This is a genomic window from Corynebacterium sp. DNF00584 (assembly GCF_001552965.1).
Classification (GTDB): Bacteria; Actinomycetota; Actinomycetes; order Mycobacteriales; family Mycobacteriaceae; genus Corynebacterium; species Corynebacterium phoceense.
Genome location: NZ_KQ959754.1, coordinates 1 through 23451, shown reverse-complemented (window position 1 = coordinate 23451; position 23451 = coordinate 1). Strand labels below are relative to the sequence as shown.

23 protein-coding genes are annotated in these 23451 nt (G+C 64.7%); 8 read left to right on the top strand and 15 right to left on the bottom strand.

Annotated elements, in window-relative coordinates:
• The first annotated feature begins 43 nt into the window (after positions 1–43).
• Positions 44–1198, top strand: a complete 1155-nt coding sequence (gene glgA, locus HMPREF0307_RS07465) for a glycogen synthase (protein ID WP_066491072.1) — start codon at positions 44–46, stop codon at positions 1196–1198.
• Positions 1199–2644 carry a GH32 C-terminal domain-containing protein gene (locus HMPREF0307_RS07460; RefSeq protein ID WP_066490649.1) on the top strand — a complete coding sequence of 482 codons (1446 nt, stop codon included), beginning with the start codon at positions 1199–1201 and terminating at the stop codon, positions 2642–2644. It begins immediately after the preceding gene.
• A 140-nt stretch (positions 2645–2784) separates the two neighbouring features.
• Here the strand turns inward: HMPREF0307_RS07460 and HMPREF0307_RS07455 are convergent, their stop codons facing one another.
• The 5 genes from HMPREF0307_RS07455 to dapE form a co-directional block, all read right to left on the bottom strand.
• Positions 2785–3648 carry a methyltransferase domain-containing protein gene (locus tag HMPREF0307_RS07455; RefSeq protein WP_066490639.1) on the bottom strand — a complete coding sequence of 288 codons (864 nt, stop codon included), beginning with the start codon at positions 3646–3648 and terminating at the stop codon, positions 2785–2787.
• Positions 3649–3816, bottom strand: coding sequence for a DUF3117 domain-containing protein (locus HMPREF0307_RS12570; protein ID WP_068801645.1), 168 nt, complete (start codon positions 3814–3816; stop codon positions 3649–3651).
• Positions 3817–3956: 140 nt separating this feature from the next.
• The gene (locus HMPREF0307_RS07450) at positions 3957–4496 is read right to left on the bottom strand and encodes a hypothetical protein (protein WP_066490635.1); all 540 of its coding nucleotides are present in this window, start codon (positions 4494–4496) and stop codon (positions 3957–3959) included.
• Between the two features lie 89 nt (positions 4497–4585).
• On the bottom strand, positions 4586–5365 hold the full coding sequence (locus tag HMPREF0307_RS07445) for an LOG family protein (protein ID WP_066490634.1): 780 nt from the start codon (positions 5363–5365) through the stop codon (positions 4586–4588).
• Between the two features lie 33 nt (positions 5366–5398).
• Entirely contained in the window at positions 5399–6526 is a 1128-nt protein-coding gene (gene dapE / locus HMPREF0307_RS07440; protein ID WP_066490633.1) for a succinyl-diaminopimelate desuccinylase, read from the bottom strand.
• 96 nt (positions 6527–6622) lie between these two features.
• Between dapE and HMPREF0307_RS07435 the strand changes: the two genes are divergently transcribed.
• The 3 genes from HMPREF0307_RS07435 to HMPREF0307_RS07420 all read left to right on the top strand — a co-directional run bounded on the left by HMPREF0307_RS07435 (position 6623) and on the right by HMPREF0307_RS07420 (position 10721).
• Positions 6623–8020, top strand: coding sequence for an amino acid permease (locus tag HMPREF0307_RS07435; RefSeq protein ID WP_066490632.1), 1398 nt, complete (start codon positions 6623–6625; stop codon positions 8018–8020).
• 118 nt (positions 8021–8138) lie between these two features.
• Positions 8139–9110 (top strand): 2,3,4,5-tetrahydropyridine-2,6-dicarboxylate N-succinyltransferase, encoded by a 972-nt coding sequence (gene dapD, locus HMPREF0307_RS07430; RefSeq protein WP_066490628.1) that lies wholly within the window; start codon positions 8139–8141, stop codon positions 9108–9110.
• 183 nt (positions 9111–9293) lie between these two features.
• Positions 9294–10721 (top strand): amino acid permease, encoded by a 1428-nt coding sequence (locus tag HMPREF0307_RS07420; protein ID WP_369799439.1) that lies wholly within the window; start codon positions 9294–9296, stop codon positions 10719–10721.
• A 110-nt stretch (positions 10722–10831) separates the two neighbouring features.
• Here the strand turns inward: HMPREF0307_RS07420 and HMPREF0307_RS07415 are convergent, their stop codons facing one another.
• From HMPREF0307_RS07415 to typA, 9 genes are all read right to left on the bottom strand, one after another.
• Positions 10832–11512, bottom strand: a complete 681-nt coding sequence (locus HMPREF0307_RS07415) for a hypothetical protein (protein WP_066490616.1) — start codon at positions 11510–11512, stop codon at positions 10832–10834.
• An 89-nt stretch (positions 11513–11601) separates the two neighbouring features.
• Complete coding sequence (locus HMPREF0307_RS07410) at positions 11602–12168, bottom strand: GtrA family protein (protein ID WP_066490606.1); 567 nt, start codon at positions 12166–12168, stop codon at positions 11602–11604.
• 29 nt (positions 12169–12197) lie between these two features.
• Complete coding sequence (locus tag HMPREF0307_RS07405) at positions 12198–13100, bottom strand: pseudouridine synthase (RefSeq protein ID WP_082723274.1); 903 nt, start codon at positions 13098–13100, stop codon at positions 12198–12200.
• Positions 13051–14151, bottom strand: coding sequence for a succinyldiaminopimelate transaminase (gene dapC, locus HMPREF0307_RS07400; protein WP_066491062.1), 1101 nt, complete (start codon positions 14149–14151; stop codon positions 13051–13053). Before dapC ends, HMPREF0307_RS07405 begins: the two co-directional genes overlap by 50 nt.
• Before the next feature lie 43 nt (positions 14152–14194).
• Complete coding sequence (fdxA, locus tag HMPREF0307_RS07395) at positions 14195–14518, bottom strand: ferredoxin (protein ID WP_066490601.1); 324 nt, start codon at positions 14516–14518, stop codon at positions 14195–14197.
• Between the two features lie 63 nt (positions 14519–14581).
• Positions 14582–15016: a hypothetical protein gene (locus HMPREF0307_RS07390; protein ID WP_066490596.1), complete on the bottom strand. Its 435-nt coding sequence runs from the start codon at positions 15014–15016 to the stop codon at positions 14582–14584.
• Positions 15013–15915, bottom strand: coding sequence for a PIG-L family deacetylase (locus HMPREF0307_RS07385; RefSeq protein WP_066490592.1), 903 nt, complete (start codon positions 15913–15915; stop codon positions 15013–15015). The genes HMPREF0307_RS07390 and HMPREF0307_RS07385 overlap by 4 nt, the downstream gene beginning before the upstream one ends.
• A complete protein-coding gene (locus tag HMPREF0307_RS07380; protein WP_066490583.1) occupies positions 15912–17801 on the bottom strand; it encodes an ABC transporter family substrate-binding protein in 1890 nt (629 codons plus the stop codon). Before HMPREF0307_RS07380 ends, HMPREF0307_RS07385 begins: the two co-directional genes overlap by 4 nt.
• Positions 17802–17935: 134 nt before the next feature.
• Complete coding sequence (typA, locus tag HMPREF0307_RS07375) at positions 17936–19846, bottom strand: translational GTPase TypA (RefSeq protein ID WP_066490573.1); 1911 nt, start codon at positions 19844–19846, stop codon at positions 17936–17938.
• A 595-nt stretch (positions 19847–20441) separates the two neighbouring features.
• Between typA and HMPREF0307_RS07370 the strand changes: the two genes are divergently transcribed.
• Genes HMPREF0307_RS07370 through HMPREF0307_RS07360 form a run of 3 tightly spaced genes read left to right on the top strand, consistent with a single transcriptional unit; the run spans position 20442 to position 22671 of the window.
• Positions 20442–21164: an Rv1157c family protein gene (locus HMPREF0307_RS07370; protein WP_066490563.1), complete on the top strand. Its 723-nt coding sequence runs from the start codon at positions 20442–20444 to the stop codon at positions 21162–21164.
• Complete coding sequence (locus tag HMPREF0307_RS07365; protein WP_066490555.1) at positions 21164–21688, top strand: ribonuclease FAU-1 family protein; 525 nt, start codon at positions 21164–21166, stop codon at positions 21686–21688. The genes HMPREF0307_RS07370 and HMPREF0307_RS07365 overlap by 1 nt, the downstream gene beginning before the upstream one ends.
• A gap of 53 nt (positions 21689–21741) precedes the next feature.
• Positions 21742–22671 carry a DUF808 domain-containing protein gene (locus HMPREF0307_RS07360; protein ID WP_066490547.1) on the top strand — a complete coding sequence of 310 codons (930 nt, stop codon included), beginning with the start codon at positions 21742–21744 and terminating at the stop codon, positions 22669–22671.
• On the opposite strand, the gene HMPREF0307_RS07355 is transcribed toward HMPREF0307_RS07360, so the two are convergent.
• Positions 22666–23451, bottom strand: a 786-nt coding sequence (locus HMPREF0307_RS07355; RefSeq protein ID WP_066490539.1) for an HNH endonuclease signature motif containing protein, incomplete at its 5' end; no start/stop codon positions are given. The genes HMPREF0307_RS07360 and HMPREF0307_RS07355 overlap by 6 nt on opposite strands.

The window sequence follows — 23451 nt, the reverse complement described above, 5'->3', positions numbered from 1 at the left end:
AATCCCCGGCGAGGGCGCGGTTTTGTGGTTACTCTGGTCGATTATGAGAGCCGGAATTTTTACCAAAGAATACCCGCCCGAAATTTACGGCGGTGCAGGCGTTCACGTCGCCGAGTTGACTCGTTTCATGCGCGACATTATCGATGTTGACGTCCACTGCATGGGCGCCCCGCGTGAGGAAGCCAATGTCTACACGTACGGTGTTGATCCGGACTTAGCTGATGCCAACGGCGCGCTTAAGACGCTGAGCACGGGCCTACGCATGGCCAACGGGGCATCGGCAGCCGATGTCGCGCACTCGCACACCTGGTACACCGGCCTTGCTGGCCACCTTGCGGGGAAGCTCTACGGAATTCCACACGTGGTCACCGCACACTCGCTCGAACCCCATCGCCCGTGGAAGCGCGAACAGCTCGGCGGCGGTTACGACGTCTCCTCGTGGTCGGAGTGCAACGCCATTGAGAATGCTGACGCCGTCATTGCTGTGTCTGCAGGCATGAAGTCCTCCATCCTCGATGTCTACCCCAATGTCGACCCGGACAAGGTCCATGTCGTCCTCAACGGCATCGATACGCAGCTGTGGCAACCGCGCGAGACCGAACTCCTCGATAAGTTGGGCGTCGACCGTAACCGCCCCATCGTTGCCTTCGTTGGCCGTATCACCCGGCAGAAGGGCGTGGCTCACCTGCTCAAGGCAGCCGCTGACTTCGACCCCGACGTGCAGCTCGTGCTGTGTGCTGGTGCCCCGGACACTGCAGAGATCGAGGCAGAAACCAAGTCGCTCGTGGAGGGCCTCCAGGCTCAGCGTGATGGCGTCTACTGGGTCCGTGAGATGCTCTCCCGCACCGACATTCAGCAGATTTACTCCGGCGCTGACATCTTTGTGTGCCCCTCCATTTACGAGCCGCTGGGCATTGTCAACCTTGAAGCCATGGCGTGCGGGACTGCCGTCGTGGCTTCTGACGTGGGCGGAATTCCGGAAGTTGTCGTGGACGGCGAAACGGGTACCCTGGTCCACTACGACGAGCAGGTGCCCGCGGAATTCGAGGCGGGCATTGCTGCCGCCGTCAACCGCCTGGTGGGCGACGCCGACACGCTGCGTGCGTGGGGTGCGGCCGGCCGCAAGCGCGCGGAAGAGAAATTTAGCTGGGCGACCATCGCCGCCCAAACAGTCGATATTTACCGGAGCCTGATTTAGATGACCTACCGCCCTGAGCTGCACGTCGCTTTGGAGTCTGGGGTGCTCGAAGCACCCGCAGGAGCCTTACTCGACGGCACGACGTGGCACCTCTTCCACCAATATCGTCCGGCCCCTGGCGAGCCTTCCCGATGGGGCCACGTCTTTGCGGAGGAAGCGCCCTTCGAGTGGCTCGAGTGCGATGACGCTCTCGCGCCTGTAGGCGGCGAGTTTGGCCTGCGCGCTGGCTCCGTGGCGGCGGTCGGCCCTGATATCAACCTGTATTTCACCTCATTGACCGCTGGCGCCTCGTCCATTCGCTTCGCCAAGTACACGGGCTATGACGAAACGTGTGAGGTCTCTGACGATCCGCAGGCGCTGGACCCCAACGTGGCTCGCCATGGCGAGGTCATCACCAGCGCCGATGGATTCTCGCGCTTTCGTTCGCCGTGCGTTGTCCCCGACTGGGCTGCCGACGACAAACGGGAGGACGGCCACGAAGGCTGGCTCATGCTGGCGCTGTCCGGTTCTACGGAGAACCCAACGCCGGTCGTGCTGCGCAGCGCCGATGGCGACACGTGGCACTTCGACGGTCCGCTGACATTCAAGGGCAATACCGCCTTCCCCGGCACCAAGGACGATCTCCCGGCCGCGATCGTCTCCCCTCGCATCATCCGCCTACGCGATGAAATCGACGGCAACGTCTATGACGTTCTGTTCTTTACTGTCGAAGCTGTGGGCAAGGAATCCGGCGAGGTGGCTGGCTACCTCGTGGGACGTCTGCAGGGCACCGAGTTTGAGGTTGTTTCCGGCTTCCGTCGTCTCGACTACGGCCACGACTTCACCCGCCCGCGCAATACGAATTCCACACCGGGCACGTTCTCGGAGGACTTCAATTACCGGGAAGCCTGCTTGTTCGGTTTGCTCAATGGTCGTGGTCGCAGCGATAACCCCGCGGTTCATCACTCGTGGACCGAGGAAGGTTGGGCCAACGCGCTCACGCTGCCGCGCCTCGTGACACTGCAGGGAGGAGTGCTGTACCAGACTCCCCCGCGCGGTTTGCCGGACGCTGTCTCACATTCGAAGCGCGCCCGCATGTGGACGGGCCTGCTCGAGGTTCCGGCCGGCAGCGCCGTCACCGTCACGCTCCTCGACGGCCACGGCAAGCCAGCGACGACGGTCACCCACGCGGGCACGGAGCTGCGCGTCGACCGTTCCATGTCGCGTGCCTTCGACGAAACGTATAAGACGGACATCCCTGCGGTGGCTCCACTCACCGAGGATCCAGAGAACGACGACGACTCGCTCACCATCGTCGTCGACGGCACGACCGTAGAGATTTTCGCGGACTCGGGCCTGGTGACCATGGCCTCGCGCATGTACTTCGATGGCGGCTGCAGCGGCTTCCGCGTTGAGACGAATGGCGACGCTGAGGTCGTGCGCAGTTTCGAGCGCGCCGGCTCCTAATCGCGCGGTCCGGCGCCCACCACAGCACGGAAACGGCCCCGCAACATCACAGTTCGTGATGCTGCGGGGCCGTTTGCCTGTTCCGTTCAACGCCGTGCGCGTAGCGTGGGGCGCGCGGGGCAACACCCCGGACCTGTGAACTAGCGGACGGGGCGCAAGCGATCGAGGCGAGCGCGAGCGGTCACCGTGATCGACTCCGGCAACGAGGCCATGCGCTCGGCCAGTTGCTCCGCGCTAATGTGGCGCGCAGACGGGCTCATTCCAACCTGTGCGATGATGGAGGCCTTGTCGAGCACGATAGGGAAAGAAATATCAACTGGGTCTGCGGCTTGCTCAAGGTAGCCCTTGGCTTGCTCGTACATGCGCTCAACCTTGCCTTCTTCCACGCCGAGAATGCCCAGCGGGGCACGCAGTTCGTCGAGATGTCCCGCCGCGGGGGTAAGAACGACAACTTGGCCATGCGGCGCGAGCACGCGTTGGAACTCCGCGGGGTTGCGCGGCGCGAAGACAACGGAGATAGCGTCAATGACGCCATCGCGCAGCGGCAGGCGTTCCCACGCGTCTGCGACCACGGCGCCAATGCGCGGGTGCGCCTTTGCCAAGTGCTTGGCCGCGTGCGTAGAAATATCCAGGCCCACGCCACGAGCGCCGTCCAAGGAGTCCAGTGTGTGCGCGAGATAGTAGCCGGTGCCTGCGCCGACCTCGAGCAGCGCCGGCGAGTGTTCTTCCGGTGCGAGGTCAACGACGTCTTGTACGGCGCCGGTCACCGCCTCCACGAAAGGCGCGAAGTGACCGCGGGAAAGGTACGTCTCACGGGCCTCGACCATGGCGGCGTCATCACCCTTGTGTTTGAGCCCAGCCCCCGGGGCAAGCGTGACGTAGCCTTGCTTGGCGACGTCATAGGAGTGACCCGACTCGGCGACAAGACGAGCACAATCGTCCGCGCCAGCCAATGGCGTACCGTCGACGGGATCAGCGAGAAGATCGATTACGTCGGCAAGCACTTATCCGGCAGCCTCCGTGAGCAAAGCTCCGAGCTCAGCGGCTTCTTCCTTGGTCATCTCGACGACGATGCGTCCGCCGCCATCAGACGGGATGCGCATAACGATCTTGCGAGATTCTTCCACTGCTTCCATCGGGCCGCCGGTGGTACGTGGCTTCATTGCTGCCATGAGCGAAGCTCCTTATATCTCAGTTATTGGGTATACCCCACCTAGTCTACGCTACTTTCCCGCGGGTTTAGCCCACGTCACGTCGCGGCCACGGGCAGAGCGGACTGAAACACTACAGATAGCGGCGATCGCGTGGCAGCCTAGGACCGGCGCTCGTCCTCGCTCGGACCATCGACGATGATGAAGCTTCCTGCCTGCGAGGGACCAGCGCCGGGAGTTTGCGTGACCGTCATCGTTCCGGTGCGGTCCTCTTTCTCCTGCGGCTCGGCTGGCTTCTCGTCCGAGCGTTCTTCCGGGAGTTCAGCCTGCTGCGCAGGTGCGCTCGGAGCAGCGGCGTCCACAAACGCAGCGGCGGCCGGGGACTCGGCAGCGGCCACGTCAGGCGCAGGCGTGGACATCGCGCGGGCAGCGGCGAGTTCTTCCTCCAGTTCTTGGAAACGCTTGTCGAGGGCCACGAGGACCTCGTCGACCTGGCGTTGGCGGTAGCCGTTGCGCACGACGTCAAAACGGACGTCGTCCAGGTCACCGTGTTTGACCGCCACGCGGTTGCTCGCGCGCACATCGGAGGGGCCTTCTGGCCCATCCATCACTGCACCATTCACACCAAACTTACCCGTCGCCCAGATGCCCAGGATGGCGAGAATGGCGAGAATAAGGATGAGCAGGATCCACGAAAACATGCTGTTTAAGCTACCTTACTTTCAGTGTGCGGTATGCAAAGGCCACGGGAGAAACCACGAGAAGCCGCCGGAAGCCCCAGTGGGGACGACTAGCGCGCGTTGCGGATACGCTGGTCGGCAATGACCTCGTGGCATGTGACGATATGGGCCACGGCCTCGTCCGGATCATCGGTGATGAGGAAGAGATCGGGGTCTTCCGGACTGATATAGCCGTCGATGACGAGAGTCTGGCGAATCCAATCCACGAGGCCGGACCAGTACTCGGAACCCATGAGGACTATCGGATAGTTCGTCACCTTGCCGGTCTGCACCATGCAGAGGACCTCAAAGAACTCGTCCATGGTGCCAAAGCCACCGGGCAGGCAGATGAAGGCCTGGGAGTACTTGAGGAACATCGTCTTACGCGCGAAGAAGTAGCGGAAGTTGAGGCCCAAGTCGACGTAGGCGTTGAGCCCCTGCTCGTGCGGGAGCTCGATGCCCAGACCCACCGAGGTGCCGCCCGCCTCATGCGCGCCGCGGTTGGCGGCCTCCATGATGCCGGGGCCGCCGCCGGTGATCACGGCGTACTCGGCGCCCGCTAGCTGACGGCCGACCTCGACGCCGAGGTCGTAGTAGGTGTCACCCTCGTGCAGACGGGCGGAACCAAAGACGGTCACGGCCTTGGGCAGGCGGTAGAGCGCATCAAAGCCGGCGACGAACTCGCCTTGGATGCGCAGCACGCGCCACGGGTCCGCATGCATCCAGTCATGGTCTGCCCCAGATTCGAGGAGCCGTTGGTCGAAGGTGGAGTCCTGCTGTCCCTCGGTGCGCAGGAGCATGGGGCCGCGCAGGGTGCGGTCTTTCGTGACGTGGTTGAGCTCGGGTGCCATGTGGGTGTGAGTACTTTCTGAAAGTTGAAGGTCTTAGGACGTGGTGAGGTAGGCCTTAAGCGCGCGGGCGACCTCACAGATCTGCGCGACAGGAACCTGCTCGTCTTTCTTGTGTGCAAAGCCCGGATCGCCCGCACCGAAATTGACGGCTGGGGTGCCCATCTCGGAGAAGCGTGCGACGTCGGTCCAGCCGAACTTCGCTCTGAAATTGCCGTCAACGGCGGCGAGCAGCGCCTGTGCCGCTGGCTGGCCCAGGCCCGGCAGAGCGGCACCCGCAGCGTCGTCGACCTCGACGGTGATGGTGCCCGGCGCGCCAGCCTCGCCGCCGTTGGCGCCCACTTCGAGTTCGAGGACGCCGAGCGCGTGGGCCATCGCCTCGTCGAGCGACCGGTCCGGCGCGAAGCGGAAATTGACGAACATCCACGCCTCGTCCGGAATGGTATTCGTTGCCACGCCCGACTCGAGGTGGACGATATTAAGTCCCTCGCGGTACTCGCATTCGTCGATGGTGACGGTGCGGGGCACATAGGAGGCCACGCGCTGCATGACCGGGGCCAGGGCGTGGGCGGCGTTGGAGCCGAGCCAGGCGCGCGCCGAGTGGGCGCGCGTGCCGTGGGCCGTCACACGTAGGCGGATGGTGCCCTGGCAGCCCGCCTCGATCATCGCGCCGGAGGGCTCGCCCAGCAGTGCCAGATCTCCAGCGAGCCATTCAGGATGGTCGCGCTGCAAGTGGCCCAGGCCATTGAACTCGGTGGCAACTTCCTCACCCTCGTAGGCGATGAGGGTCAAGTCATGGGCGAGCGAGGGGGCATCGGCAAGCTCGGCGAAGGCATGGAGGTAGACCGCCATGCCGGACTTCATGTCCACGGTGCCGCAGCCCCACATGACGGCATCCTCGCCAGAGCCTTCCATGTGGTGCGGGACGTTATCCGCGATGGGAACCGTGTCGATATGGCCGGCGAGTACGACGCGGGAGGTCAGCCCCCGGTTCGTGCGGGCACACACCGTGTTGCCGTAGCGCTCTACCTCAATGGGAGCCCGCAGCGCACGCAAAGCTTTCTCCACAGCGTCCGCGATCGCCTCCTCATGGTGCGAAGGGCTGGGGATATCCACCAGCGCGGCAGTGAGTTCGACGGGGTCAGCATGCAAATCTAGAGTCACAAGTGGCCATCGTACCGCCGTGACAGGCCACGCGCGCGCCGGTGTTAGGCTTTAATGCGTTCTACTTGAAGCCTATAGCGCGAAAGAATCTTCCTTATGAGCACCTCTCCAGCAGCGGGCAAGCGGCTGAAATCACGCCACCTCACCATGATGGGCCTGGGTTCTGCCGTCGGCGCCGGGCTCTTCCTCGGCGTCGGCGTGGGCATTCAGGCCTCCGGTACCTCGGTCCTTATTTCTTATGCCATCGCGGGCGGGCTCATCGCGCTCGTCATGGTCATGCTTGGCGAGATGGCCGCCGCACGTCCCTCGCTCGGCTCCTTTTCCACCTACGCGGGCCAAGCCTTTGGCAACTGGGCACGGTTTACGCTGGGCTGGCTCTACTGGTTCATGCTCATCATGGTCATGGGTTCGGAAATCACCGGCGCCTCCGCCATCATCGCGGGGTGGACCGGCTGGGCGCCGTGGGTCCCGGCGCTCATCGCGGTGACCCTCTTCGCCATCGTCAACTTCGCGGCTGTGCGTGGCTTTGGCGAATTCGAGTTCTGGTTCTCCACCATCAAGGTCGGCGTCATCATCGTGTTCATCGCCATCGGCCTGCTCATGGCGCTGGGCTGGTGGCCGAACACGGACACTGTCCACCTGTCCAACTTCACGGAAAACTTCCTACCCAACGGCGCGCCCGGTTTCGCCGCGGGCCTGCTCGCTGTCGCCTTCGCCTTCGGCGGCATCGAGCTTGTCACCATCGCCGCCGCCGAGTCCGAGGACCCCGCGCACAACGTGTCCACCGCCGTGCGCGCCGCCGTCTTCCGCATCATCGTCTTCTACGTCGGCTCCGTGGCCATCATCTCGCTGCTGCTGCCCTTCGACCGCATCCACGACGCGGACGTCGCCGCACAGTCGCCGTTCACGCTCGTCCTCGAGCAGGCCGGCCTGCCGGGCGCCGTCGGCGTCATGGAGGTCGTCATCGTCGTCGCCCTCCTGTCCTCGTTTAACGCACAGATCTACGCCACCTCCCGCCTCGTCTTCGACATGGCGCACGAGGGCAACGCGCACAAGCTCTTCCTCAAGACCTCCCGCACTGGTTCCCCCGTCAACGCCGTCATCCTCTCGATGATCTTCGCCTTTGCTTCGGTGGGCCTGCAGTACTGGAACCCGCCGGGACTGCTCGCCTTCCTCTTCAACGCCGTGGGCGGCTGCCTGCTCGTCATCTGGCTGTTTATCACCTGCTCTTACCTCAAGCTCCACCCGCAGCTCAAGGCCAATGGCGAGATCACCGCGCTGCGCGCGCCGGGCTTTCCCTACGTCCCGTGGCTGGTCATGCTCGCCATGGCAGCACTCATCGTGCTCATGGTCTTCGACCCGTCCGCGCGCGGCCAGGTCATCGCCGTACTCGTCCTGTCCGCCGCCCTCATCGTCCTCGCCGTGGTGCTTCCGGTGGGCAAGCGCGAGAAGCTTGTCCGTACCCCCTCTACCGCAGCCCCCGGTCAGGTGTGAGCCAGGTATCACTGACCTGAGATTCCCTTCATGGTCGGCTAGACTCCTGAAACAATATGCGCCGCGGCGCGGCGCTGCCCTACTAGACATTCACCTCACGAAAGTACTCTGACTTCTCATGACCTCAGCATCCGCCCGCGGACTGGCCACGCTCACTCACGACGGCACCGTCCTCGACGTTTGGTTCCCTGCTGTGTATACGGATAAGCCTGTGGACGCGACCGGCACCACCCGCCTGGAGCAGGCCCCGCAGCAGTTCGCTTCCCTCGTCGGCCCTGATGAGGAGCGTGGCGTCGCCCGCGTCGCCGTGGAGACGACCATCAAGGACCTGGACGAGGCTCCGGTGGACGCCTACGACGCGTACCTGCGCCTCCACCTGCTCTCTCACCGCGCGGTGAAGCCACACGGCCTCAACATGGATGGCATCTTCGGACTGCTCGCCAACGTCGTGTGGACCAATTACGGCCCCTGCGCCGTCGCCGACTTCCAGATGGTCCGCGGCCGCCTCGCCTCCCGTGGCCCCGTGGTCGTCTTCTCCGTCGACAAATTCCCACGCATGGTCGACTATGTCGTGCCATCCGGCGTGCGCATCGGCGACGCGGACCGCGTGCGTCTGGGCGCCCACCTCGCTGAGGGCACCACCGTCATGCACGAAGGTTTCGTCAACTTCAACGCCGGCACGCTGGGAACCTCCATGGTCGAGGGTCGCATTTCCGCTGGCGTCGTCGTGGGTGACGGCTCCGACGTGGGCGGCGGCGCCTCCATCATGGGCACGCTGTCCGGTGGCGGCAAGGAAGTCATCTCCATCGGCGAGCGCTGCTTGCTCGGCGCGAACTCCGGCATCGGCATCTCCCTCGGCGATGACTGCGTCGTCGAGGCCGGCCTCTACGTCACCGCCGGCACCAAGATCGCCGTGCACGGCGCCGTCGCCACCGCCCTCGGCGTAGCCGACGGCGACACCGTCAAGGGCTCCCAGCTCTCCGGCGGCTCCGGCTTCCTCCTGCGCCGCAACTCCGTCACCGGCGCTGTCGAGGCCACCGAGTGGAAGGCCTCGGCCGTCAAGCTCAACGACGCGCTCCACAAGAACTAACGCGCTGTCGCTTTCGCCTCCACCCCGCACCGCATCCCGCGGCGCGGGGTGTCCGCGTTTTCCTGCGCCTTACCCCCGTGGACCGGCGCACCGCCCACTCCGGCGGCCCGCCGCTCCCCGTCGCCGGTGGGGTATGCTCCGCTGCCCCTGATGCGGACCGCGCCCCACCGCCGAACTAGCATGATGAGTGTGTCTGATACATCCTCCTCTACCCTCGGCCACGGTCTCAAGGTCCGCCACCTCACGATGATGGGGCTCGGCTCGACGATCGGCGCCGGACTCTTCCTCGGCACCGGCGTCGGCATCTCCGCCGCAGGCCCCGCCGTCCTTGTCGCCTATGTCATCGCTGGCTTCCTCGCTATCCTCGTCATGCAGATGCTCGGCGAAATGGGCACCGTCATCCCCGCCTCCGGCTCGTTCTCGGAGTACGCGGAACACGGTATCGGCCGCTGGGCCGGATTCACACAGGGCTGGATTTATTGGCTGGCCACCGTCGCCGTCCTCGGCGCAGAGATTACCGGCGCGGCCGGCTTCATCGGCGCATGGTTCGGCGTCACCCCCTGGATCCCCGCCGCCATCTGCGTCGCCATCTTCGGCATCATTAACCTGCTCCACGTCCGTAGCTTCGGCGAGTTCGAGTATTGGTTCGCGGCCATTAAGGTCATCGTCATCGTCGCCTTCCTCATCATCGGCGCGCTCCTCATCTTCGGCCTTCTGCCCGGCCACACCTTCATCGGCAGCGAGGTCTTCCTCGCGGACGGCTTCATGCCCAACGGCCTGGGCGGCGTCGCAGCGGCACTTCTCGCCGTGGCCTTTGCTTTCGGCGGCATCGAGGTCGTCGCCATCGCCTCCGCCGAATCCGAGGACCCTAAGCGCTCCCTGGTCAACGCCGTGCGCTCGACCATCCTGCGCATCTCCGTGTTCTACCTGGGCTCCGTCCTCGTCATCACCTTCCTCCTGCCCTACTCGTCCCTGGGCAACGCGAAGTCCGCCGCCGAGTCGCCCTTCACCATGGTCCTCGAACGCGCGGGCATCCCCGGCGCTGCCGGCTTCATGGAGGTCATCATCGTCCTAGCGCTGCTCTCCGCATTCAACGCGCAGATTTACGCGTCCTCGCGCATGATGCACTCGCTCGCCGCCCGCGGTGAGGCCCCCAAGTTCTTTACCAAGACCAACGCGAAAGGCGTGCCCACCAACGCCATCGCGTTGTCCGTGGCGCTCTCCGTGGTCATGGTCATCCTCAACTACGCCGACACCGGCTGGCTGCTCACCTTTATGCTCAACGCCGCAGGCGCCTCGCTGCTCATCGTGTGGGTCTTCATCGCGGTGAGCCAGCTGCGCCTGCGCCGCCAGCTTGAGACCATCCACCCCCTGCCCATCCGCATGTGGGCCTTCCCCTACCTCACGTGGTTCGCACTCGCTATCTTTGTAGCACTTGCCGTGCTCATGCTTTCCGATGCCTCCGCGCGCGTCCAACTCGTCTCCGCCGCCGCCATGTTCGCCGTCCTCACCGTTGCCGGCATCATCAATGCCAAGGTCCGTGGCATCTCCCCCACCGCGCGCCTGCCGCTGCCCGACACCGCCCATGCTTCCGATGCACCCCGCGTCTAGGACTCAGCCCTAAGCTCCCCGTCGCTCCCCGCGTTGACCCCAAGACGCATCCCATGCCCTAGACTCCCCGCGGAGTCCAGGGCACTCGTGTCTGTGCGCCCGGCGACGCCTTATTTCATGCGCAGCTTCCCGCGCTCACTCACCTCAAAGCCGTGGCCGTCGGTTGCCGTGACACTGAGATACGGCTCCTCGCCTGGTCCCTTGAAGGTCACGCGCACGCCCTCCACATCGGTTTGTGTGCCGGCCTTAATCTCGCGCACGCGCTTATAGTTGTCGCCGCCAAGCTCAGACGCCATCGTGTCATCACTGCCCACGTATCCGTAGCGGAACGTGCCATCCTCGGTACGCTCCACAAGGTTGGCCGGCGTTTGCCCCTCAGCGCCCTCGACCAAAGGCGCATCCATCTGGTTAATCATGCAGCGCACAGTGGCGCCTTCGTCCGCGATGGAGCAGTCACCCATGCCAAAGCGAATGCGATACTCGCCCGTGCCGATGCCACCCGCAAACGCGCCTGGGTGCAGCCACGTAAGGCCCGCCTCCTCTGCCTCGGCACGCAGCCTGTCCGACTCGGCCTTCGACGCCTCATAGTCGTCCGTGGGTTTCGTGTTCTCCGCCGACGCAGTACCATTCGCAGTGCTCGCCGCCGCGGCCGCAGAGGATTCCGCAGCCCGAGGCTGCGGCTGTGCCGTCGAGGTCACCACGATGACTTCCGGATCAGACGACGTGCACGCACTCAGGCCCGCCGCCGCGACGGTGATCAGGGACAGGGGAAGGAATAAGAAACGTCTCATGGCCCCAACGTTAGCGCGGCCCCCCGACATCACCATGTAGAAACCCCGGCGCCGCAGTCTGAGCTGCGGCGCCGGGGACAGGAGACGGCCTAGGCGGGGTGGCTTTCCTCCACCACGCGCGGCGCCTTGGGCGTGGAACGGAAGGTCCACAACTTGTTGATGATGAAATTGATGGGCATCGCCACGATGATAGAGATGATGTTGGCCCAGTAGCTCTTGTTGCGTAGGCCTGAGGAGTCATCGAAGATTTCCGAGGACAGTGAAATGGGCGAAGTCGGATTGACTAACGCAATCATGACGACCTGCGAAACCACATAAGCGCCGATGCCGGTGAGCAGGAACGGAAAGAACCCGCGCCACCACGACACTTTGTCGACGGAGCTAAACGTCCACTTGCGGTTGAGCTGGTAATTCCACACGTTCGCGACAAAGAAGGCAATGAACGCGAAGATGTTGTACCAGCGCACGTTGAAGTCCGTGAAGGGGATCGCCAGCAGCGAGTCGTAATAGTGAATACCCCAGACAGCCTCGAAGAACTTCTTCGCGACGACGAACATGACCGCGTTGACCACGGTGCCTGAGCCGCCCACGAGGCCGAATTTAATAAACTGCCCCAAGTTTGAGGCGAAGCGGCCGGCCGTAACTGACGTGCTCATGGCGGCGCCCTTCCTAGTGGTGGATTTTTCTATAACTGTCCTAGGGTACCCCGCCAGTCCCGCGAAATTGAAAAGCGACGCCGCTTGCCAGTGAACGGATCCCTCAACCACAGAGACGTCGCAACCAGCGCCAACGGCGTAGAAAAGTCGTAAAGCGCCAGTCCCTTATCCACCGGATACGTGTCATCTCCCACAATCGGCGAGCCAAGATAGTTCAGCAGCACGCGCAACTGGTGCGTATGCCCCGTCTCCGGCCGCAGCACCACCTCGTCACCGCGGCCTTCAAGCCACGTCCGCGTGCGCGTGCCCGCTGGATCCACGCGCACCTGGCGCTCGCCCCGCTCCTTGCGCATGCCCAGGTCCACGACGCCCGCCGCGCGCTCCAACGGTGAGGACACGAGCGCATGATATTCCTTGTGCACTTTCCGCCGCGCAAACAGCTCTTGGTACGCCCGACGCGTCGCCGGGTTACGCGAGCACACGACCACACCCGACGTGAGCCGGTCGAGCCGATGCAGCGGCACGATCTCGTCCTCACCATATTCCACGCGCAGCCGCGTTTGCACCGTCTCGCGCACAATTCGCCCATTCGACGTCGTGGGGAGAAAATGCGGCTTATCCACGACGATAAGGTCGCGGTCAGCGTAGAGCACCTCGTAGTGGAAAGGAATCGGCGGCTCCGGCGGCACCGCGGGGTGGTACCACGCCGGCACGGGCCGCTCCAGAATACGTCCCGCAGGCAGCCGCTCCCCCGGTGAAAACGGCGAATCGCCTGCCGATGCCGCCCAATAGGCAACGTCGGCAGGCACCCGGCCCACAAGGACCGTCTTGCGCGGCGAGATTCCCTCCCGCGCCGGCGGTCGCCAGGAGCCGACCGGAGAGTTAGGCCGCAAGGCGCGCGCACGCCGCGTCGACGCGCTCGTCCGTGCCATTCAGCCCCATGCGAATGAACTGCTCGCCCTCCGGGCCGTAGAAGTCGCCCGGGGCGACAAGGATTCCGCGCTCGGCCAGCCAGTCGACCGTGTCGCGGCAGTTTTCGCCACGGGTAGCCCACAGGTAGAGACCTGCCTCGGAATGCTCGATGCGGAAGCCCGCGTCCGTGAGCGCACGCACAAGCTTGGCGCGGCGCGCGGCATAGCGACCGCGCTGCAGCGCCTCTGAGTCGTCGTCCTCCAACGCTGCGACCATGGCCGCCTGGATGGGGCCCGGCGTGATAAGGCCGGCGTGCTTGCGCAGCTCGAGCAGCTCCGCGATAAGCGCAGCGTCGCCGGCGAAGAAGCCCGCGCGGTAGCTCGCCATATTCGCGGACTTTGACAGCGAATGCATGGCGATAAGGCCCGTGTTATCCCCGTCCGTCACGCGCGGATCGAGGATGGAGACCGGCTGCTTCTCATCGTCCCAGCCCAGACCGATGTAGCACTCGTCCGAAGCCACAATCGCGCTATTCGCGCGTGCCCACGCGACAACCTCACGCAGGTACTCAATGGTGAGCACCTCGCCCGTCGGATTCGACGGCGAGTTGATAAATGCCAGGCCAGCAGAGCCGAACTTCGCCGGGTCAGACTCGCGCACCGGCGTGGCCCCCGCGATGAGCGCGCCCACCTCGTAGGTCGGGTACGCCACCGGCGGGATGACGATGGTCTCGCCACGCAAGCCGAGCAGAGTAGGCAGCCAGGCGATGGCTTCCTTCGTGCCCACCACGGGCAGCGTCGCCGCCGGGGACTCGACCGCAATGTTGTAGCGTCGCGACAGCGCGTCGAAGATGGCCTGGCGCAGCTCCGGCGTGCCGGCAGTGGCCGGGTAACCGGGAGCCTCTGCGGCAGCGGAGAGCGCCAGCTGCACGCCGGGCGCCACCGGGTCAACGGGGTTGCCCACCGAGAGGTCGACAATTCCGTCCGGGTGCGCCTGGGCCTTAGCCTTGGCTCCGGCCAGCGAGTTCCAAGGGAAATCCGGAAGTGTATTACCTAGCGGCGTGCGTGCCATCATTGTCCTCTCCCACGCAAGCGGTGATTACTTAGTCTTTCTGCTAGTCCTGGTTCTGTGGACCGAGGGCAGCAACGAGCGGAGCGTCGAAGTCCTGCGGGCCCAGCGCCGCGGCGCCGCCCGGGGAACCCAGAGAATCGAAGAACGCCGCGTTCGCGTCGTTGTAGTCGAGCCACTCGTCCGGCACGTCGTCTTCGTAGAAGATGGCCTCGACGGGGCACGCGGGCTCGCAGGCGCCGCAGTCCACGCACTCATCAGGGTGGATGTAGAGGGAACGCTTGCCCTCGTAGATGCAGTCGACCGGGCACTCCTCAACGCAGGCACGGTCCATCACGTCGACGCAAGGCTGCGCGATAGTGTACGTCATGGGTTTGAAATCACTTCCGAAAAATTGAGATTACGTCAGGGGGATGTGAACTTACCTAGTATGTCACTTCCCATTGAAGAAAGGCCACCCGCCCCCGGCTACTCCAGCCGCAAATAACAGGATGGTCGATAATGTGGCGGGCAACGCTTGCAGGCTGCCGATGCCCCCTGCTAGCGCCAGAGCCAAAAAGCCCAGCGTCCACACGATAAGGGGCACCGCGGCGACAAGCGTGCGGCGCGACCATAACAGCGCCGTGCGCGTGAGGACAAGGTTGAATCCAAATGCCACGGCGATGGTCACGGGGAACGGGATGGAGGTCTCCCCCAGCGGCAGACGCGCGCCGAGGTAAACCACCTCGAGGAGCAACGAGAAGATTGCACCGAGGCTCAGCCACACCAATCCCGTCACCGCCTCGCCCCGATCGAAATCCGTGCGAATCGCCGGCTGCGCCTGCTCTCGGGCCTGCTGGGAAGGCTGCTCCGCCTGCGTGTTATTCATCGCTCGAGTCCTGCGAACAAACCTGCAGCGCCTTCTGCTGGCGCCGCCGCGGCGGTACCTGCCTGGCCCAGGTGATAGAACTCGGCGCGCAGCAACGGCATGACGAGCAGGTTCGACAATCCGAAGGCCACCGGCGCCACGGCCGGGTCGCCGATGCCCGCGAAGGCCGAGACCGGGTTCGTCCGCGACACCGTTCCGTCCGCCAGCCAGATCTGCGTCGGGTGGGCGGCCATGCCCGCGCGCTTGGCGGCGTACGCCGCGTCATCGAGCGGGTAGCGCACGAACGTCTCAGTCTCCGAGGCCTCGTTCGTGAAGTTATCGAGGTAGTCCCTGTTCGGCTTCTGCCAGCCCTCGGGCTCGGTGAGTGTGTCGAGGCCCGCGTAGTTCTGTGCGCGGTCGAAGACAGCCCACCACACGCGACGGTCTCCCGCCGCGGTGTGAACCGCCTTATGCACCGCGATGTGGTCCGGGTGGCCGTAGCCGCCGTCCGGACCGTAGGTCACGATAATGTGCGGGTCGAGCTCCGCAAACCGGCCACGCAGGTGCCCCGCCGCCTCCTCGACACGGTTGACCAGTGCACGCGGGTGCTCGTGCGCGGGTGAGCCTTCCATGCCCGAGTCGCGGAAGAAGCCAGCGCCGCCCACAAACTCGTGCTCGATGCCCAACGCCGCGACGGCGTCTTCGAGCTCGCGCACGCGCAAGCCCGCCAGCACGCCGTTGTCCACGACGCTCTGGTACGGCTCGCCGATGACTTCGCCCTCATCGCCCAGTGTGAGCGTGAGCAAGGTGACCGTCGCGCCACGGCGCGCCAGGTCCGCGAGCGTGCCGCCGGTAAAGAGGACCTCATCGTCCGGGTGCGCATGCACCGCGACCACGCGGAAGCCAGTCAAATCCGTCATTCTTTTCGTCCTTTGTCCTCGTTCGTGCCCTGTTTCGCGTCGTTGTCTTGGTCTGCGCCCTTATCGGCACCTCGCGCTGCTTCGCGGGTGGCCGTCGACGTCGCGGCCAGGTCCTTGTCCTCGGGCGTCCACTCGGGTGCCGTCGCGAGTCCCGCGCGCCATGCGTCCACTGTAGTCCCCGGTCCCACGATGCCCTCTCCCAGGGCGAGGAGCCGCGACTCGGCGAGCAGCGGAACAACCACGTGGCTGCGCGCCTGCCACTCCGCCAACGCGCGGGCGGCATCGGCAGCCTTCGTCTCCCCGCTCAGAATCGCCGCACGCGTCACCGCCGCGTCCGGCGGGCACACGCCGGACAGCTCGCCCGGGAAGGTCTCCGGAGTCTCGTCCTCGTCCCACAGATCGCCCAGCGACGTCGCGGTCTCCTCGCTCGTGCGCTCCGCCGCCGCGCTATCCTTTGCCGACGTGTCTGCCACAGAAGGCTCCGGCGAACCCGGCGTGGTCGACCCGGCTGGGTCAGCCGCGCTTGGTGCAGCTGACGACGTTGTCCCCACCGGGACCGGATCGCTCGCACAGACGTAGGAGCTGGCCACGCGGAGTGGATTCTCGTCCACAGTATCCCAGCTCAACACGGCATCGACCGTGCCCGAGGGCAACGACTCCGCCGCCAATGTGCGCATGCGGTCCGCAACCACCTTCGCGCTCACGCCGTGCAGGGCGAGCTGGTCGACGAGGATATTGGCCGCCGTAGCCGCCGTCGTATCGGAGGGATCGACGCCGATGTGCACGGGACGTCCCAAGGCGACGAGCTCTGCGACGTCGGGGTTGTCTGCCGCCTCGGACGAGGGGGCATCGGCAGCCTGGCCTGGGACATCGAGCGGCGCGGTGCGCCCGGTGGCCAACCGTGCAACCTGGCGGGCATCGATGAGCTCCGCGAGCTGCGCGCGAGCTTCCTCGGGCAGCGCGACATGCAAGCGCAACTGACGCGCGGTATCCACCGTCTCCGCGTCGACATCCGGCAGGAGCGAGAGCGCCTCGAGCGTGGTCTGCTCCGGCGTGAAGTCCGCGAAGCCAATCTGGCCGGAGCGCAGCATATTGATGGCCTGCTCCGCGTCGCGGACCGAGCGCAACATGATGACGTCGGTGCGCGCAGGGTCCTTGCCCCAGTAACGATCGTTGCGGTTGAGCGTAATGACCCCACGGGCGCGGTCCACGGTCGCGACGAGGTAGCGGCCCGCCGAGGCAGGAATATCGTCATGCAGGACCGTATCGAAGGCGACGTCACCGAGCAGGTGGGACGGCACGAGCCCGTGGAAGAGCCCCTGCCAGTTCGCGACCCGTTCGCGGAAGTCGACGGTGACGACGCGCCCGCCGTCGCTCGAGGCAATCGTCGAAATGGCTCGGTAGCCCGCCGGGTCCTGGACGCCGGCGGTGGTCACCATGCCGTGCCACAGGTAGCTGAAGTCTGCCGCGGAAATGGGCGTGCCGTCTGACCACTGTGCGGCGGAGGAAATCTTGTACCGCACGCGCTGCGCAACACCCCGCGGGGCCTCGACTTCCTCGGCGCTATCGAGCAGGTCTGTATCCATGACGCCGTTGCGGAACGCGGACGGCAGCACGAGGTCCGTGAGCTGCTGGACGAGCTCCTGATTATTCGCGGCGAGATGCGGATTGAGCCCGCCCACCAGCGGATCAACGCCGATGGAAACCGTGGTGCGCTCCGGCACGTCCGTCGCCGCGCGCGTGGTCGTGGGAGTCCCCGTGACGGTCGCGGCTTCCTCTTCATCGACAACCGGCGGCGGGCCGGGGTTGGCAGCACACGCACTCAACGCGCAGGCGCACACGAGCGCAGTCGCGCCGCGCAGGAGGGGCTGGAGGAATCGCACCATGTCTCGTACTTTCTCCGCTTTTCTACGGTAATTCTGTCGAGCCTACTGTAGCGCCGTGCAGCGCACAGACGAACGCCGCCGCGTCCTCCTGCGTGAGAGCAGGCGGGCGCGGCGGCGCCGTGTGAAGCAGAATCTTACTTATTCAGCTGCTTTGCGCGCGACGCAGCGCGCTTACGGTCCGTCGCCGACAGCTCGACCTTGCGCACGCGCAGGACGTTCGGGGCAACCTCGACGCACTCGTCGCCGCCACAGAATTCCAGCGCCTCATCGAGGGACAAGGTGCGGGCCTTCTGCAGGGTCACCGTGGCATCCGCGGTAGCGGAACGCATGTTGGTGAGCTTCTTTTCCTTCGTAATGTTGATGTCCATATCCTCATCACGGTTGTTGGCGCCCACGACCATGCCCTCGTAGGCCTCCATGCCCGGCTCCACGAAGAAATCGCCGCGGTCTGCGAGCTGCTGCAGCGCGTACGCCGTGATCTGGCCGGAACGGTCAGCGACGAGCGAGCCGGTGGCACGCGACTTGATCTCGCCAGCCCAGACGTCCAGGCCATCCGAGATGGAGTTGGCGATACCCGCGCCGCGGGTCTCGGTGAGAAACTGGGTGCGGAAGCCGATGAGGCCACGGGCCGGAACACGGAAGGTCATGCGGACCCAGTCGCCCTCGCGGACGTCCATGGACTGCATCTGGCCCTTACGGGTGGCCAGCAACTGGGTGACGGCGCCCTGGTGCTCGGACGGGGTGTCGACCGTGAGCATCTCGTACGGCTCCATGGTCTTGCCATCGATGACCTGGGTAACGACCTGCGGCTTACCCACGGTGAGCTCGAAGCCCTCGCGGCGCATGTTCTCAATGAGAACGGACAGCGCCATCTCGCCGCGGCCCTGGACTTCCCAGGCATCCGGACGCTCGGTGGGCAGAACCTTGATGGAGACGTTACCGATGAGCTCCTGGTCGAGGCGGGCCTTGACCATACGAGCCGTGAGCTTGTCGCCGCCGCCCTGGCCGGCCATCGGCGAGGTGTTGACGCCGATGGTCATGGAGATGGCCGGCTCATCGATGTGGATCTTCGGCAGAGCAACCGGGTTGTCGACATCAGCGATGGTATCGCCAATCATGATCTCCGGGATACCGGAGATAGCGATGATGTCGCCCGCGATGGCCTCGGTATCCGGCTCTCGCTCGAAGCCGACGGTACGCAACAGCTCGGCAACCTTGACGTTCTTGACAACCTCGTTGCCGTCTTCGTCCCAGGAAATCCACGCGACCTGCTGGCCCTTCTTGATCTTGCCGGAGTAGATACGCAGCAGAGCAATACGGCCGAGGAAGTCAGAAGAGTCGAGGTTGGCGACGTGTGCCTGCAGCGGGCCGTCGACGGAAGCAGACGGCTCCGGCAGGACGTTGTAGATAACGTCGAAGAGCGGCTGGAGGTCTTCGCCCTCCGGGACATTGCCGTTGCCCGGGTTCTCGGTAGACGCAATGCCGGCACGACCGGAAGCGTACAGAACCGGCAGGTCGAGCAGTTCTTCCGCAGCGGCCTCGGCCTCCGGGTCGTCGAGACCCGCAGCGATTTCGAGCAGCAGGTCCTGGGACTCGGCAACGACTTCGTCGATACGTGCGTCCGGGCGGTCCGTCTTGTTCACACAAATGATGACGGGCAGCTTGGCTTCGAGAGCCTTGGTGAGCACGAAGCGGGTCTGCGGCAGCGGACCCTCGGACGCGTCAACAAGGAGGACAACGCCGTCGACCATGGAGATACCGCGCTCGACCTCGCCGCCGAAGTCGGCGTGACCCGGGGTGTCGATGACGTTGATGATGAGGTCGCCACCGTCCTTGCCCAGGCCCTTGCGGTGGATGGCCGTGTTCTTCGCGAGAATGGTAATGCCGCGCTCGCGCTCCTGGTCATTGGAGTCCATGACGCGGTCCGTGTGCTCGCCGTGGTCACCGAAAGCGCCGGACTGCTCCAGCATGCCGTTGACGAGGGTGGTCTTACCGTGGTCAACGTGGGCGACGATGGCGACGTTGCGGAACTCGGTTTGGGTCACGAGGGGGATTCTCCTTTAAGAATCTGGGGGTGAAATTTCCCGCACCAGTGGCAGTTCCGCACCGCTTACCCTGGCAGCGACCTCAGAAGGCCTGCGGATAAGGGCGCTCATGTCCGTCAAGCGGGGCCCGAATGCCACCGCCGTCTGCACGGGGAAATTATGAACGGGTAAGAATCTTACCCCCAACACGGCAAAGACGCAGCATTAAGGACCACGACTGCCACCCCACAGCGGCCAAGAGTGGGCATTCTCACCGCGAGCACACTCTCGCAGGAAACGACACACCCCATCCCAACACCGTCGCACACCCCAACCAAAAGTCACAGATCGGTAACAATTTCACAGGCGCCCCACAAAATCCAGCCTCATTAGTTGACCGAGAAACTCAAGTGACTATTGTGACTCATGTTGATTATTTGACAATAACTTAATGTTTGTTCAGCGGCGCGCCCTACGCTCTGCCCGACACGGATGGCTGGCTGGCCGTCCTCGTCGGTGCGGCGTAGCCCACGCCGCCGTCGGTGTATCTTCGTGCCTTCGCGCGGAGCGTGCCCGACTGCATTGTCTCCTATCCACAGAAGGAAACCCTTTACCCGTGAGCTCCTCGGTTACCGTCCTGCGCCGTGCCGCCGCTGCGTGCGTTGCCTCCGCGACGCTCGCTGCGACCGCCACCGCTGCGGCCATTGTGCCCGCCACTGCCGCCGCGCCGGACTTCTCCTCCGTCACCGGCCTGCCCGCGTCCTCCAACCCGCTCGACGGCCTAGGCCGCCCCACGCCGGAGACGCAGTCGCGCATTCACGCCTTCGTGGATCAGCCTTTCGTTCCGCAGGACCTCCGCAACGCCGTGCTCTCTGCGCTGGCGTTCAGCACCGGCGAGGGTGCCACCGGCGAGGGCGGCGTCCAGCTTGTCGACGGCGGCCCCGGCTTTACCCAGTTCTACTGGCCGACGGTCTCCGCGAACTGCATCGGCGGCCAGCAAGACGCCATGGGCTCCGCCATCGCCGTGCCCGGCCCCACGGACATCCCGGCGCCTGGCGCTGGCCCCGGCGAGATGGTCTTCCTCTTTACCGCACTGGGTACGCAGACCGCCGCCCCCAACCAGGGCGCCATGAGGGTCCAGTGGTTCAACATCGATAATTTCGCATTCGGCGAAACCCCGCTCACCAACCACGGCATCAACCCGGACGGCCCCACGACGGTTTCCGGCCGCGCGCAGACCGGCACCGGCACCGTCGTCGCCGTGCTCTCCGGCGCCGTGAACACCGCCGAGTCGCGCTGCACCTTCGCCCCCACCGCCGCCATCATCGAGGCCAAGTAATGCACGCGCCGAAGCTGGAGACCTTCCGCCTCGCTGACCACATCAACGTCGATCCCAAGGGCATCGACCGCACCGTCGACGCGTACGAGCGCCACGAGTTCGGCCTCTACATGGCCCGCGGCGCCAACCACCCGCGCTTCGGCTACCTGGAGTCTTGGCTACTTCCGGGCCTAGGTCTGCGTGTCAACAAGTTCCATGAGCGGGCGGGCGGCCGCTTTTACCAGGACTTCTACATCGACGTCGCCAGCATTGAGCTTTCCGATGCCGCCTGGACCACCCGCGACCTCTACATCGACCTTCTCTCCACGACCGGCTCCCCTATCACCGTCGATGACATCGACGAGCTCTCGCAGGCCACCGCACAGGGGCTCATCTCCGCCGAGGACGCCGAGTTCGCCATCGACGCCACTCTGCGCGCCGTCGACGGGACTACCCGTCACAACGACAACGTCATTGACTGGCTCACGGCCATTGGCTACCCACTCACGTGGGCGGAGCATGTCGAACTCGTGCCGGAAGGCTAGCCAACCAGTAAGATTGGCGCGTCAATCCCCTCCCTAGCGCAAAGGATTTCTTCATGGCCGGTGGACTCTTCGCCCTTCTCGATGACATCGCGCTCATCGCCCGCTCCGCCGCGGCGAGCGTCGATGACGTTGCAACACTCGCTGGAAGGACCTCTATCAAGGCAGCCGGAGTTGTCATCGATGACGCCGCTGTCGCCCCGCAGTACGTCCAAGGCGTCCAGCCCGCGCGCGAGCTGCCCATGATCTGGCGCATCACGAAGGGCTCGCTGCGCAATAAGCTGGTCATCATCCTGCCCATCGCGCTCATCCTGTCCTGGATCGCGCCGTGGGCGCTTACTCCCATCCTCATGGCCGGCGGCACGTACCTGTGCTTCGAGGGCGCGGAGAAGGTCATCCACTTCTTCAAGCGCGATGAACACCACGAGGATGCCGCTCCCACGAGCGAGTCTCCCAAGGAGGCCGAGGACCGCTTGGTCTCCTCCGCCATCACCACGGACCTCATTCTGTCCGCGGAAATCATGGTGATCTCCCTCAACGCCGTTATAGAGGAGACGTTCTGGCTGCGCCTGGGCACGCTCATCGCCGTCGCTATCCTCATCACTCTCGGCGTCTACGGCGTCGTCGGCCTCCTCGTGAAGATGGATGACATGGGCATCGGACTGCTCAAGCGCCGCAACGGCAAGTCTCCGCTGGGCACTGCCCTCGTCAAGGGCATGCCCATCGCCCTCAACATCATCTCCGTCATCGGTACCTTCGCCATGCTCTGGGTCGGCGGCCACATCGTCATCAACGGTCTCCACGAATTCGGCGCGCACGAGCTCCACAACCTCATCGAGCGCGCGGCAGCGATCACCTCAAACGGAGCCCTGCAATGGCTCATCGACACCGGCATCTCGCTCGTGTTCGGTTTCCTCCTAGGCCTCGTGGTGGTCTCCATCATCACCTTCGCCAAGCGTTCGGCTGGTTCTACCGCGCGTTCATAAATTCCTCCTCGAGCAGTTGCTTTTCTTCTTCCACCCACGCCGGCAGCGGGCCTTCCAGCTCCGGCGCGACCGGCGTACCCGGCGGTTGTACCAGCCCTTGGGCGGCACCCAGTAAATCGTTCCGCGCCTTCTTAAGAACCCGCGACCATCCACCTCGTTGACGGCGTTGTGATATTGGCACGCAATCGTGAGATTCTCCGGGCTCGTCTCCCCTCCGTTGCGCCAAGCCTCAAGGTGGTGCACCTGGCAATCGTGCGCGCCCTTCAAACAGCCCGGCCAGGGGCAGACGGGATTCTCACCCATGGCCATCAGCCGCTGCTTCGTGGAGGCAAACCGCGAAATCCGATGCAGATTCACCGGCCCGTAGACCGGGTGCAACAGCACGTGGAAGCCGTAGTCGTTGATGTTTCGCGTCGCCAGCTCCGTCGAGGAAATCACCGCGCCGTTGGACAGCTGGAACCACACCTCGTGACCCTCGCAGGCCTTGGCGTAGTTGTCCATCGTGGTCACGAGCATGAGTGTGATCGTCGGCTGCGCGGCTTTTTCTTCGCCGAACCAATGCTCGAGCACGGACTCGATGGGCTGGTCTTTGTCGATGGAATCGCGAATGTCGGCTAGGTCCGCCGACGGCCCGCAGATAGTCAGCGAGGCGTTGCCGTCCGAGTGCTGAGCAAAGCGCACGCCTGCCTTAGGGGTGCGCGGCTTAACCACCTTCTTTACCAGCTCGCGGGCTTCTTTGTCGATGTGCTTCGTATCGCCGGTCTTCTTCAACGCCTCGAG

Excerpts from the sequence above, each read along its gene's own strand:
- glgA (WP_066491072.1), top strand. The coding sequence starts at position 44 with ATGAGAGCCGGAATTTTTACCAAAGAATACCCGCCCGAAATTTACGGC.
- HMPREF0307_RS07460 (WP_066490649.1), top strand. The coding sequence starts at position 1,199 with ATGACCTACCGCCCTGAGCTGCACGTCGCTTTGGAGTCTGGGGTGCTC.
- HMPREF0307_RS12570 (WP_068801645.1), bottom strand. The coding sequence starts at position 3,816 with ATGGCAGCAATGAAGCCACGTACCACCGGCGGCCCGATGGAAGCAGTG.
- HMPREF0307_RS07450 (WP_066490635.1), bottom strand. The coding sequence starts at position 4,496 with ATGTTTTCGTGGATCCTGCTCATCCTTATTCTCGCCATTCTCGCCATC.
- HMPREF0307_RS07445 (WP_066490634.1), bottom strand. The coding sequence starts at position 5,365 with ATGGCACCCGAGCTCAACCACGTCACGAAAGACCGCACCCTGCGCGGC.
- HMPREF0307_RS07435 (WP_066490632.1), top strand. The coding sequence starts at position 6,623 with ATGAGCACCTCTCCAGCAGCGGGCAAGCGGCTGAAATCACGCCACCTC.
- dapD (WP_066490628.1), top strand. The coding sequence starts at position 8,139 with ATGACCTCAGCATCCGCCCGCGGACTGGCCACGCTCACTCACGACGGC.
- HMPREF0307_RS07420 (WP_369799439.1), top strand. The coding sequence starts at position 9,294 with ATGAGTGTGTCTGATACATCCTCCTCTACCCTCGGCCACGGTCTCAAG.
- HMPREF0307_RS07415 (WP_066490616.1), bottom strand. The coding sequence starts at position 11,512 with ATGAGACGTTTCTTATTCCTTCCCCTGTCCCTGATCACCGTCGCGGCG.
- HMPREF0307_RS07410 (WP_066490606.1), bottom strand. The coding sequence starts at position 12,168 with ATGAGCACGTCAGTTACGGCCGGCCGCTTCGCCTCAAACTTGGGGCAG.
- HMPREF0307_RS07405 (WP_082723274.1), bottom strand. The coding sequence starts at position 13,100 with ATGGCACGGACGAGCGCGTCGACGCGGCGTGCGCGCGCCTTGCGGCCT.
- dapC (WP_066491062.1), bottom strand. The coding sequence starts at position 14,151 with ATGGCACGCACGCCGCTAGGTAATACACTTCCGGATTTCCCTTGGAAC.
- fdxA (WP_066490601.1), bottom strand. The coding sequence starts at position 14,518 with ATGACGTACACTATCGCGCAGCCTTGCGTCGACGTGATGGACCGTGCC.
- HMPREF0307_RS07390 (WP_066490596.1), bottom strand. The coding sequence starts at position 15,016 with ATGAATAACACGCAGGCGGAGCAGCCTTCCCAGCAGGCCCGAGAGCAG.
- HMPREF0307_RS07385 (WP_066490592.1), bottom strand. The coding sequence starts at position 15,915 with ATGACGGATTTGACTGGCTTCCGCGTGGTCGCGGTGCATGCGCACCCG.
- HMPREF0307_RS07380 (WP_066490583.1), bottom strand. The coding sequence starts at position 17,801 with ATGGTGCGATTCCTCCAGCCCCTCCTGCGCGGCGCGACTGCGCTCGTG.
- HMPREF0307_RS07365 (WP_066490555.1), top strand. The coding sequence starts at position 21,164 with ATGCACGCGCCGAAGCTGGAGACCTTCCGCCTCGCTGACCACATCAAC.
- HMPREF0307_RS07360 (WP_066490547.1), top strand. The coding sequence starts at position 21,742 with ATGGCCGGTGGACTCTTCGCCCTTCTCGATGACATCGCGCTCATCGCC.